Below are 12,597 nucleotides of genomic sequence, written 5' to 3'. Positions count from 1 at the left end.
GATGCCAAATAAACACCAAAGTAAGCAACGACGTACAAAAAGAATTGCTTCTGTATCAGATGCACTAATATTGAAATCTCGTGAAGCTGCTCTAGCAGCTGTTCAAATATTCAATAATCCATTAATAACTTTTAAATCTGAAATTTTTATTGTAAATATGTGCATTGCATGGACATATTTACTTCATGCTTACTATCGCAAAAAATCAATGGACTATGTATATTTTTCACCAGGAAAACGAAGAAAAAAATATCATAGAACTAAAACTGGAGCAAAAAAGCATTGGGAGCTTGAGAAATGCCTAGATTTTACTGACAGTCCTATAGATAAAGAGACTGCTAATAATCTAAAATTTTTGATTTATCTGAGACATGAAATTGAACATCAAATGGCGACTAAAATAGATAATTATTTAAGTGCAAAATTTCAAGCTTGTTGTCTAAATTATAATTATTATATTAAAAATTTTTTTGGTGATGACAAAGGTATAGAAAATCATTTATCCTTTAGCTTACAATTTTCATCTATAGGTGAAAATCAAGTTGACACTTTAGAAGAAGCAATAGACCTTCCTCAAAATATCAAGAAATTTATTGAAGGATTTGACGGTAAATTATCAGAGGATGAGTACAATAGTCCCAAATATGCTTATAGAGTTATATTTATACCAAAACTTGTTAACCACAAAGGTCAAGCCGATAAAGTTATTGAATTTATCAAAGCAGATTCTCCTCTTGCAAAAGATGTTAATGCTACCTATACAGTTATTAAAGAAACAGAAAAAAATAAATTTTTACCCAAAGATATTGTTAAGGAAATTAACAAAAAAGGATTTTCAAAATTCACAATGCAGCATCATATAGATTTATGGAAATCTTTAAATGCAAAAGATGCAAATAAAAATTTTGGTGTTGAGGTAGCTGGTCATTGGTACTGGTATGAATCATGGTTAAAAGAAGTGGAACAGCATTGTGAGGAAAATAGAGATAAATATGCTTAGGATAACTACTTTTAAGTTCAATAATTTAACTACTAAGAAAATAAAAATATTTAAGGAGTGTAATTAATTATGCAATTTATTGAACATCAAGTAGGTGAATTAGTCGTTAGTCAGCGCAAAGCTGATGGTTATATTAACGCAACTAAATTAACAAAAGCCTATGAACTACAAACTCAAAAAAAGAGAAATCCAAATGATTGGTTTGAAAAAGATAGAACTCATGAGTTTTTAAACTTACTACATAACAAGTCGGGGATTGAGATTTATGACCTAGTGCAAAAAAAAGGAGAAGGTAAAAATAAAGAGATTTGGATTCATCCCAAGCTTGCTATTTCTTTTGCCATGTGGCTCTCGCCTGAATTTGAAATGATGGTTTCTGACTGGGTAGAGCAATGGCTTTTCACAGGTCAAACTCCCACTACTTCAGAACCTCCAACTTTGCATCCTTACCAGCGTGCTTGGTATGAACGTTTAAAGTTATTTGAACAGAAAACAGGATTACCTAAAGGATATTGGTGCGTTTTTGAAGAAATAGGTAAATTAATGAGAAATCTAGAAGCTAACAATGTTCCTTTACATGATAGAGCAACTATTGATATATCCGTAGGACAAACATGGTGTCGTTGGTTAAGAGAAGAAAAGAATTATGATACCTCCACTTTTGAGCAATATATTCATCATTATCCAGACAAGAGAGGTGAACAACCAGCTAATATTTATCCTTATGAATTGCTGGGAACATTTCACCAATGGCTAGAGGATACTTATATTTCTGAAAAATTTCCTAAATATGTAAGAGAATTTCTCAATCCCGAAGAATGCAAGTTAATTTCAGAAGCCATTGGTTACAAAGTTAAACCAATTAATAGAAGACTTAAACTTAACAGTTCAGGAGAAAATTAATTATGAAGAGAGACATGGACTTGATAAGAAAAATTATTTTAAACATAGAAGCCAATCAACATGGTTTTGCTAATCATAATTTTCAAATTGAAGGATATACAAGTGAGCAAATTTCTTATCACTCTTATCTGATTATCCAAGGAGGTCTAGCAGAAGGAATAACAACTACAAATGTTCAGTCTTCTAGTCCTACTGCTATTATACGGAACCTTACTTGGCAAGGTCATGAATTTGCTGATGCTGCTAGAAATGATTCTATTTGGCATAAAGCTATGGAAAGAATTAAAGAAAAAGGGGATGCTGTTCCTATTAGTGTTTTGACTCAACTCCTTATCAGTATTGTCAAAACATCTATTGGATTACCTTGAGAGGTCCAAATATATGCTTAAAACTCTTAGCTGGCAAGATTTAGAAAATATTAAGAGTCCCGAATCTATATCAGGTTTATTTGATAAACTTGGTTACAATACTTGCTGTGAACCTGTTGATGTTAATGATTTAGAACTTTCTCAGACCAATCAAGGAATCATTGACACAGTTTATTTAATTGCTAATCAGGGAGAATCTGACCTACAAGTATTTCTGTTTCAACTTAACCCTGCTTACTGGGCTAATGAAAATAATGCGATCGCTCGCCTAAAATCAATCGCTAAAAGTTTATGTAAACGCCCTAGTTACTTCCTAATTGTAGGTATGGTAAGTTACCAAAAACTGTTATTTGTAAGTCCTGTCAGGAGCTTTAACGCTCAAATGGAATTAGAGATTGGTACTCGTCAAGTTTTAATTAATTTAAAATCTGTTAGTTTATATGACTTACATTTACTGCAAAGGATAGCAGCTAATAACTTAGAACCTAAAAGTTTATATCAAACTCAACAGAGGATTTTATTAAACGCTCAACGCTTAGGCATTAAAGCAGAAGAGAAAAAAGCGAACAGAGATAAAGATACAGTCAGAGATTACCTAGTTGCTATTGGTAAAATTAAGTTACTAAAACCTGAAGAAGAAATTCTTCTATCACGTAAAATTGTTAGATTAAATAAATTACAAAAATCCTATACGGTTCTTTGTAAACGGCTAAACAGAGAACCTAAAAATAGTGAATGGGCAGACAGTAATAATCTTAGCATTTCGAGATTATATGATGAATTATCAGTAGGTTATGCCGCTCAAAATAAATTAGTAGAATCAAACCTCAGATTAGTTGTATCAATTGCTAAAAAATATCAAAATAGAGGTCTGGATTTATTAGATTTGATTCAAGAAGGCAACCTAGGTTTAATTAGAGCAGCAGAAAAGTTTGACCCAACAAAAGGTAATCGGTTTTCAACTTATGCAACTTGGTGGATTAAACAAGCAATTACAAGAGATATATGTAACTCTTCACGCCTGGTTCGGATTCCCGTTCATTTTTGGGATAGACTACGTGAAATCAAGCAAGCACAACGCGAATTGTTGGAACAAGGATTATTTAATTCTACTACTCAAGATATAGCTAATTATTTAGAAAAACCTGTTAAAGAAATTTTATTTACCATGCAAACTTTTGTTGAGCCAACTTCCTGGAATGCTCTGATAGGAGATTCCGAAGACATGACGCTAGAAGATATTGTTTCTAAATCTCAGGAATCAACAGAAACAGAGCTTATGAACTCAATGAAAGTAGAGGAATTATTAGCTTGTCTCAACCCCCAAGAAGCAGATATACTCAAACAGCGACACGGAATTGAAGATGGAAATGCTAAGTCATTACAAGAAATTGGTAATAAATATAATCTATCACGAGAACGAGTGAGACAAGTTGAATCTAAAGCTCTTCAAAAGCTCAGAAGATATTATTATAAGAATGAATTCCAATTTAGTGGAGAAATACATAAGCGTGAAAAACAAATCATTTCTTTCTTCAAAGAAAATGAACGTCAAGAGGAAGTTCAACCTGCTAAACCTTATTCTCTTCCTAATGAAACTCAAATAAATAGAGAACTACAGTTGCAGGAAAAACCAATTAAAAATTTATTAAATTACAGCGTTCATCAAGAGGAAATTCAACCTGTTCAATCATATTCTCTTCCTAATGAAACTCACATAAATAGAGAATCATTGTTGCAGGAAAGAAAAAATAAAAACTCATTAAATTATAACGATTCTCAAGAAAAAAATCAACCCCTTAGACCAGATTATGTTCATGATGAAGCTAAAATAATTTGTGCGATTTGGAATGTTTCTGAAAATTCTCCAGCCTTTGAAGAAGCCAAAAAAAAGTATTATCAAATCATGAAAGAACATTAATTTTATAGTAACTAATTATCATTTATTCAATATGCTACCTGACTACATAGACAACTCCCACCACACTCTACAAGCCGTCCTTAAAACAATCATCAAGGATGAAAACCAACTTACCCTCGACATCGCCACCGGATTCTTCCGCATCGAGGCATGGGTACGTCTGGAAGCTGCCATGAACCAACTCACCAGCTTTCGGTTACTTTTGGGACGTGACCCAACCATTAGACCAGCCGAAAGCGATCGCATTGACTTAATCCGTTACTTCAAGAAAAACATCCAAGAGGAGTTAGAAAACCAACCGCTAAATTCTCAATACCAGAATGAAATAGAGCGCATGATTGCCTATCTGCAAAGGCATGATGTTGAGGTGAGACTGTTTGGAGCGCATGGAGATAAAAATCAGTTTCTTCATGCCAAAGCCTATATCTTCGATAATTACAGCATCGTCGGGTCATCCAACTTCACCCCAGCCGGCTTAGAAGGTAATACCGAGTTAAACATTGTCAATCAAAATAGAGCGATCGCTCACGACCTCAGACATAACTGGTTTGCCGGATTTTGGGATGACCCTAGTGTTGATCTTGATTACAAAGCCAAATTAATTGATGCTCTCAACGCCTCCAAGTTTGGCAGTAAGGCATATACACCCTATCAGATATTTCTCAAGGTACTATACGAATTTTTCAAAGATGACAGCATCATTGGAGATAGCGATCGCACTACCTTAGAACTAGCCAGCTTCCAACAAGAGGGATTTGAAAGAGCAGTCAAACTGATAGAGAAACACAGGGGCTGTATCGTAGCAGATGCCGTGGGTTTGGGTAAAACATTTATTGGCTTGCGGTTACTGGAATATTACCTCATCAAAGACAGACGACCTAGTAAGGTTCCTCGCGCCCTGGTTATTTGTCCAGCACAGTTGCGAGATTTAGTTTGGGAAAAGAAACTAGAGGAATTTGGAATTAGGGCGCGTGTGCTGTCTCATGAAGAAATCAGCCGTCAAACCTTTAGTGTTCACGATTACGCCCGTTATGACATTGTGGTGGTGGATGAATCCCACAACTTCCGCAACAGTGCCACCAATCGCTACCGCAACTTATTAAAGTTAGTCAGCAGTGGTAAACGCAATAAGCGGGTGGTGTTACTTACAGCTACCCCCATCAACAACAGCATCTTTGACCTTTACCACCAAATTTTACTCATCACCCGTGGCGGTGAAACTTATTACAGAGAATGGGGTATTTCTAAACTCAATTCTTATTTTAAATCCCTGGCTAAAGGTGGCGTAGAAATTACAGAACTCTTGCTGCAAACAATGGTGAGACGTAGCCGCCAGGACGTGATTAGACGACAAGCCGCAGGTGAGGAAATTCGCATTAATGGTAAATTAATTCACTTTCCCAAGCGTCAGTTAGAACAGTTTACTTACAACTTTGAAGATAGCTTTGCAGGACTGTACAAGGGAATTGCCGAGCAAATTGACAAATTGACCTTACCAGCTTACAATATCAAGGCATTTAAAAAACGTAAGCAAAAGCAAGATGAAAACGAAGTTAAACGCAATAATGCCTTAGTTGCTTTGCAAAAAGCATTATATTTTAAACGATTTGAGAGTTCACTGATTGCATTTAAAAGTAGCATCACTAACCAGCGCAACTTTCAGACTTACTTTTATACAGTTCTGACTGAACAAGGAAAACTGCTTAACAGTAAAAACTTCCGTAAGTTGATATTAGCGGGTGAAGATGAAGAAGAAAATAACTCAGCTAGTAGTATTATTGAATCACTAGAAGAAATTGACTCTAGAGACTATGACCTAAACCAACTACAACAACATATTGAATCTGACCTCAGAATTTTAAACAATATTTTTTGCAAGTTAGAGCAAATTGAAACTTCAGCAGCCGCTAATACAGATTATGATTGCAAGTTAGTAGCTTTCAAAGATTTGCTCAAAACTCAATTTATAGATAAAAAGATTTTAGTTTTTAGCTACTTCAAAGATACAGCTAATTATTTATACCAACAACTAATTAATGATACGGCTTGGCTGACACAAATGCAAGTCAACGGTAAAACGCCTGTAATTGAATTATTAACTGGGGAAAGTTCTGGTAAACAAAGAGAAGAGAAAGTTAAGCGGTTTGCCCCAAAAGCCAATACCCAAAAGGATGAAGATTTAACCTTACTCGAACAGAATCCAATTGATATTCTTATTTGTACAGATGTACTATCAGAAGGTCAAAACCTGCAAGATGCTGGGGTATTAGTTAACTATGACCTGCATTGGAATCCAGTCAGAATGATTCAGAGGGCGGGACGTATTGACCGACTGGGAACAGACTATGATGAACTGTTTATATATAACTGCTTCCCTGAAAAGGGACTAGAAGATTTATTAGGATTAGTCAAAAAATTACAACAGCGCATTGCCACTATTGACCGAGAAGTTGGGTTAGATGGTAGCGTACTGGGTGAAACCATTTCTGAAAAATCTCTAGAGGAACTGTACAGGCTAAAAATGGCTGATACAGATGCCGAGAAAGAGGCCATATTAGCAGAACTAGAACAAGCATCTGATTTGGTATCCCTAGATGAAATGAGATTGCCCTTACTAGAGTTTTTACAACAGGCCAGTAAAGAACTTATTGAAGATATACCCTTTGGTATTCATAGCACCTGGAATAAACCCGTTCCTCACCCTGATACTCCCGACGGTGGTATATTCTTTGCTTTCCGCGTTAATGATAAACACTTCTGGCACTTTTACCCACGTATCCAAGGAGCTATTTCTTTAGACCCCAGTAGACTAATTAGCGATAAACGCACCATTTTTAACTGGCTCAAATGTCAAGCATCAGACTTCCCTAATCCTGATGGACTATTACCAGTTCCTTTTGATAACCAAATTTTTTCTGTTTTAGATAGAGCAGTAAACAACTTGCTGGCATCGTTCCAAAAACAACAGACGGCTACAGGTATTAAACAGCAGATGACTAAACTGTTACAAAGTATTCATCATGCTATTACTAATCCTGAAATTCCCGGTTTTAGTCAAAGTGAAGTAGTTGATGAGCAAGCCAGGGAACGAGTATTAAAAGTTATTACCACAGTTAATTCTAGGAGTTACGAACGAGATGTTAAAGCAATTTGGGAGAAGTTTAAAACCCATAAAGATATCAGCTTACTCATTTCTGAGTTAGATGAATATTTTGTTGACACTGACCAATATGAGGAAATTGCAGATGAACAAGACATAAGACCTATCGAAATCATTGAACGAAAAGACATCAAGTTAATTTGCTATCAGTGGTTCAAACCAGATTCTTAGGGGATGAGTTGGCGATCGCCTCCTGTGCAAGAACCACGTCATCACTCTAAATCTTTGTTATCTCGCAAGATTTTCACTACTTTTTTGGAGGTACGTTATGGAAAAAATACTGTCTTTTATTGCTCCTCTCCCTTTAGGAGAAAGTTTTAGATTCAAACTAAGCATTGTAAGAAGCTGGATTTTTTTAGGTTTGTGTCTTGGAATCATAATATTCCTTATGAATTTAAGCACACCCACTATTAATTCATCAGGAATAGGGGCTTATATTATTGCTGCACCAATACAACTATGTATTTTTGGATTTATAGGATTAGGCATAGAAAAGATTCGTGGGCGCACTCCTGAATATACTGGTTGGTATTGGTGGATATATCCAATTGCGACTTGGATATCACTGGGGATAGTGATGGGCTTATTTCTTCTAACTATTGCACTTTCGTTAGCAGGATTTAAAGTTCCAGAGTCTAAAAAGCGTAATTCTACTCGACCCAGAAGCCGGAAAATAGATCCTGGTAAAATTAGAGAACAACTTCCTGACATCACACCTGGAGAGTTGCTAGATGAAATGGACGATTTATTTAAAAATGAAGAGCAACGAAATGGTCTAAACAATCAAGAGAAACAAGTGGTTAACAAGCTGAGAAAATTTGATCGCTCACGGTTACGGTCTAAACTCAGAGATTCACTAACTAACGATGAAATGGAAGTTTTACTCTTCCTGATTCTGAGATTACTAGGTGTTGAATTAAGGTAAATTTATGGGCATTAACCAATGGTCAAGACTTTATATAGGTGAAAACTCACCTATTAGGCTAAAGTATCGTATTCCCACAGGAGAATACTTAGTAAAGTATTATCAGGAGTATGGAAAAATTGAATTTAGGGACGTAAAGCGAAATGAGATAGTGTTGCAGAAAGAACTAAACTCCTTAATCGAGCTTGTCTTATTAATGCCAGATCAAGAAGGTTCAGAGACAATTCAAAGATTAAAAAAACGATTCCAGAGCAAAGACGTTCCCAGAGCAGGAATAGGGTATGAAAATCATCATATCATCCCTCATCACATTTGTAGTGAAAGTCAATTAGTAATAACAGCAGAGAAATATGGTGTTTTTAACAAAGATGGTTCAGAAAATATAATAAGACTACCAAATTGGTTTCATCGTGAATCACACAATCGTACATCTAAATATTGCCGAACTATTCGTGAAGAGCTTTTTCATGAATGGAATATTGTCGTAGAGGAAGGTTTAGATAGAGATCGTGATGCTATTCAAATGATTCTTACTTCATTTGTTGATGAAGTAAGAAATGAAGTAATTAATTTAAGAGATTCAGGAAGAAGCCTTAACGACTTTGGAGCGTGATAATTTTTTTTGGAAAGCATTGTAATAATAGAGTTCTTATATTCGCTTTGCATTCCGTGGAAATTAAGCGATCGCCCTCCCAATTCTTGAGGGAAACCAGAACTACTAACAGCAACAATCATCAATCAGAGGTAACAATTATGCAGGATATTCAACAAGCAGTAACATTATTTTTTATGACCTTAATTTATGTACTGATGTTTTTTGCTTTCATCCCCGCACTAAAACTAGGTTGGATATTAAAAGAATGGTCTTTAGGTTTAGCAGTTATTTGTTATCTAATCGCTAATTCAACACCATCCCATGATATACCTAGCATCATTAAAAATGCTTGTGCCTTGAGTGCAATGTTTGGCTTTTTAATTAGCTATATTCCCTACTGGTTTAGAAGTTGGGGTTCTGTTCGCAGAGAGTTCAAACTATTACTCCAGGTTTAGGAATGTAACAGTGGGTGGAGTATGCGCCCGTTAGAGATAATCGCTCCGCTATTCTTAAGGGAAATCTACCAGCGATCGCACAATAAACAAGAAAGTTTAGTGTATATATTAGAACTATAGGAGACAAGTTATGGATGTCTATGATGGAAGAGGTAATAGTCGCCAGTTAGGAGAACAAATTGGCGGAGGTGGTCAAGGAAATGTTTATTTAGTTGAATCTGAGCCAAATAAAGTTGTTAAGATATTTCATCCAGACAAGTTAAAAGAGAGGGGAGGCGAATTTCGAGAAAAAATAGAATTACAAAAAGGTATGACAGAACTAGCGGAACACCCCCATATTGCCTGGCCTAGAATTTTAGTTTTTGATCAAAATCATAACCCCATTGGATATGCAATGAAGAGGGTTCAAGGTGTACCTTTGACAAAACTCGCCCATGCAAAGTTATATGAAAGGTTTTTTCCCGATCTAGACAGAATCAAAATAGTAGAAATGCTATTAAGATTATTAGATGTTGTGGCTGCTTTACACAAAAATCAGGTTTATATTGGTGATATAAATTTAGAAAATATTATTTGTAATCCACAGACATTTCAGCCTTATTTAATTGATGCTGATAGCTATCAAGTAAAAAAGGATAATAAGGTTTATCGCTGTCCTGTTGGTAGACCTGAAATGACTCCAATAGAACATCATCAAAAGGATTTTCAACATATAACGAGAACAGTTGAAAGCGATCTTTTTTCTCTAGCAATTCTGATGTTTCAGTGTCTCATGATTGGGCGACATCCTTATGATAATATTGGTGGTGGTAATCCAGTGGAAAATTTAAGAAATGCTAGTTTTCCTTATGGTAAAGGAGGTGCAAGACCAGGATATGAAGGAGCAATTCCAAAAGGAGATTGGTACAACATTTGGAGTCATTTAACATATGAAGTTAAGGGGCTATTTATTCAAACGCTAAAAGATGGTGTTAAACAACCATTGCAACGTGCATCTATTGCAGACTGGGAAAAGTCTTTGGAAAGCTACTTTCATGCAATGCAAAAGGGATACAATACCAAAGAAATGAAGCCCAAAGATCCAAAACAGAGTCAAAATTCCTGAATTATTGATAATAGAAACTGGAGAAATTTAAATGCCTACTAATTTTTATGATGATCTAATTGACAATCCAACTTCACGTTGTCCATGTATGCTAGTTCTAGATGTTAGTGCGAGTATGCGTGGAGAACCAATCAAGGAGTTAAACCAAGGAGTTAATCAGTTTATTGAAACTGTTCTCCAAGATGACTTCGCAACTTATGCTGTTGATGTAGGTATCATTACTTTTGGCGGAACAGCACAAGAAATTGTCCCAATTCAATCTGTTCAGAAAGTAGAAGCGCCTACACTATCTCCTACTGGAAATACGCCTATGGGTGAGGCGATAAATAAAGCAATTCAGGTTCTAGAAAAACGCAAACAAGAATATAAAAAATCTGGTGTTTCTTACTACCAGCCTTGGTTAGTACTAATGACTGATGGTGAACCAACTGATAATTATCAGGCTGCTGCAACTAAGCTGCGTAAGTTAGCTGAGACAAATAAAATGCTTGTAATTGCAGTTGGTATTGGTGAGCGTTGCAATCTTAGTAAGCTCTCTGAATTTTGTCCATCTGATAACCCACCCAAACAACTTACAGGTCTAAAGTTTGAAGAATTTTTTAAATGGCTCTCTCAAAGCGTAGGAGAAGTAATTACCAAATCTACTCCCGGAGTGAGTTTTCAAGCAACACAATCAACTGATGACTGGGAAAGCTTTTAAGTATGCTATTTGAATTTATAAACAGATTTTTCCAAAATCTAAAGAGTTGGTTGAACAAGTTATTTCCTCAGAGTATTCAGAATGTTGATGAGGAGAATTTAGTTAATGGAGATGAGTTAATGGTGGTAGGGGAAAAGATCCTATTTACAGAATCAGAACATAATGACTTTATAACTAAATTTCCCGGAGTTCATCGATTTATAATAAAAGAGACGACAGGAAACGGTGACACTTCATACTTTTTAGAAAGTATGAAGTATTTAAAGAAAATCCAAAAACAAGAGGGCAAGGAGGCCATATCAGATGAGTGCATAAAATATGCTAAATCTATAAAAAGTAATACAAGCTCTGGTACTGATAGAAAAAAATCTCAAAAATCTACCAAAAAAACGCCATCTCAAACCAAATCTTCATCGCAGCAGGCCGTAGAAGCTAAAGCACGGGATGAAGTATCTATTTTGCCTGAACAAGAACAAGTTGAAATTATAAATTCCCTTGAGTCAAACATTGAACCTTCAAATACTCAAGGAGTCAGTGAGCCAACAGAAAAAACTATTACACTGGAGTATATTAAGCCTGAACAAACTACTTTAGAGACATCTGAATCTGCAAGCATTACGAAAATATTACCTACTTCAGAAGAGTTTATAGATAGTCAAGAGAAGTTGACAACTTGGAAATGGAGAAGAATATTTGATGCTGTTGTTGGAAGTTCACATTTACGGGTTGATCCTCCTATTCCCTGCCAAGATTCAGCATTAGCTGTATTGGTTCCAAGACCTGCTATTTTTGTCGCAGACGGTGCTGGAAGTGCAAGATTGTCTCATTTCGGCTCAAGTGCCGTAGTTCGATACTTAAATCGATTCATAGCATCTATAGAAGATATTAACCAAGATTATTTGGATCAAGACAGACAAGAAGACATAGAGATTGAAAAAAAATATGCTGATCGTTTTATCAAGTTTGCCACTGAAGTTCTTAAGGAGTTGTCAGAGGAAAAAAAAGAGCCGATTGATTTATTTAAGTGTACTTTATTAATAGCAATAATTGGTAAAAATCAATTATTCTGGCTAAAAGTTGGCGATGGTTTTATAGTCATTGAGAAAGCTGGAAGTTTAGAATTAATTGGACCTTTGGGCAAAGGTGATTTTGCTAACCAAACTACTTTCTTGACAGAGTATCTTAACGAGAAGGATATTCACTATGGTTTTATTGATATTCAAGATGTTACAGGAGTAGCTGCATTTACAGATGGCGCAGGAGAAAAACTTGTTAGTAATAATGGTTCACAAATAGCAGGGTTTTTGGGCAGAATTTTTCAGAATATGCGAATGGGAGACTTTACTCAAAAGAATCTAAATGAATTTTTGAGTGATAAAAATGTTTGGCTAAGAACAACAGGTGATGATAAAGGAATTGCGATTTTGTCATCTCTAAAATGAAATAAGTCTGATATTTTTTAACT

At 35.5% G+C, this 12,597-nt stretch carries 11 protein-coding genes; all 11 read left to right on the top strand.

From position 1 onward, the window contains the following. Window position 1 precedes the first annotated feature (1 nt). The 11 genes from ACM0OW_RS22415 (at window position 2) to ACM0OW_RS22365 (ending at window position 12,574) form a co-directional block, all read left to right on the top strand. Window positions 2-1,000 carry a DUF3644 domain-containing protein gene (locus ACM0OW_RS22415; protein ID WP_414552502.1) on the top strand — a complete coding sequence of 333 codons (999 nt, stop codon included), beginning with the start codon at window positions 2-4 and terminating at the stop codon, window positions 998-1,000. Between the two features lie 69 nt (window positions 1,001-1,069). Then, on the top strand, window positions 1,070-1,903 hold the full coding sequence (locus tag ACM0OW_RS22410; protein WP_414552500.1) for a KilA-N domain-containing protein: 834 nt from the start codon (window positions 1,070-1,072) through the stop codon (window positions 1,901-1,903). Between the two features lie 2 nt (window positions 1,904-1,905). Beyond that, window positions 1,906-2,271: a DUF2513 domain-containing protein gene (locus tag ACM0OW_RS22405; RefSeq protein ID WP_414552499.1), complete on the top strand. Its 366-nt coding sequence runs from the start codon at window positions 1,906-1,908 to the stop codon at window positions 2,269-2,271. 13 nt (window positions 2,272-2,284) lie between these two features. Next, the gene (locus ACM0OW_RS22400) at window positions 2,285-4,192 is read left to right on the top strand and encodes a sigma-70 family RNA polymerase sigma factor (RefSeq protein WP_414552497.1); all 1,908 of its coding nucleotides are present in this window, start codon (window positions 2,285-2,287) and stop codon (window positions 4,190-4,192) included. Between the two features lie 31 nt (window positions 4,193-4,223). Beyond that, complete coding sequence (locus ACM0OW_RS22395; protein ID WP_414552496.1) at window positions 4,224-7,523, top strand: SNF2-related protein; 3,300 nt, start codon at window positions 4,224-4,226, stop codon at window positions 7,521-7,523. A 97-nt stretch (window positions 7,524-7,620) separates the two neighbouring features. After that, complete coding sequence (locus ACM0OW_RS22390; protein ID WP_414552494.1) at window positions 7,621-8,277, top strand: hypothetical protein; 657 nt, start codon at window positions 7,621-7,623, stop codon at window positions 8,275-8,277. 4 nt (window positions 8,278-8,281) lie between these two features. Next, the gene (locus tag ACM0OW_RS22385; protein WP_414552493.1) at window positions 8,282-8,890 is read left to right on the top strand and encodes an AHH domain-containing protein; all 609 of its coding nucleotides are present in this window, start codon (window positions 8,282-8,284) and stop codon (window positions 8,888-8,890) included. Window positions 8,891-9,030: 140 nt separating this feature from the next. Next, entirely contained in the window at window positions 9,031-9,327 is a 297-nt protein-coding gene (locus tag ACM0OW_RS22380; protein WP_414552492.1) for a hypothetical protein, read from the top strand. 130 nt (window positions 9,328-9,457) lie between these two features. Beyond that, window positions 9,458-10,432: a protein kinase domain-containing protein gene (locus ACM0OW_RS22375; RefSeq protein WP_414552490.1), complete on the top strand. Its 975-nt coding sequence runs from the start codon at window positions 9,458-9,460 to the stop codon at window positions 10,430-10,432. Window positions 10,433-10,463: 31 nt separating this feature from the next. Continuing rightward, a complete protein-coding gene (locus ACM0OW_RS22370; protein WP_414552489.1) occupies window positions 10,464-11,132 on the top strand; it encodes a vWA domain-containing protein in 669 nt (222 codons plus the stop codon). 2 nt (window positions 11,133-11,134) lie between these two features. Further along, the gene (locus ACM0OW_RS22365; RefSeq protein ID WP_414552487.1) at window positions 11,135-12,574 is read left to right on the top strand and encodes a PP2C family serine/threonine-protein phosphatase; all 1,440 of its coding nucleotides are present in this window, start codon (window positions 11,135-11,137) and stop codon (window positions 12,572-12,574) included. The last annotated feature ends 23 nt before the right edge of the window (window positions 12,575-12,597 follow it).

The organism is Anabaena sp. CCY 0017, from assembly GCF_963920885.1.
Classification (GTDB): domain Bacteria; phylum Cyanobacteriota; class Cyanobacteriia; order Cyanobacteriales; family Nostocaceae; genus Nodularia.
The sequence above is the reverse complement of the archived record's forward strand: the minus strand, read 5'-3'. Positions and strand labels throughout refer to the sequence as shown.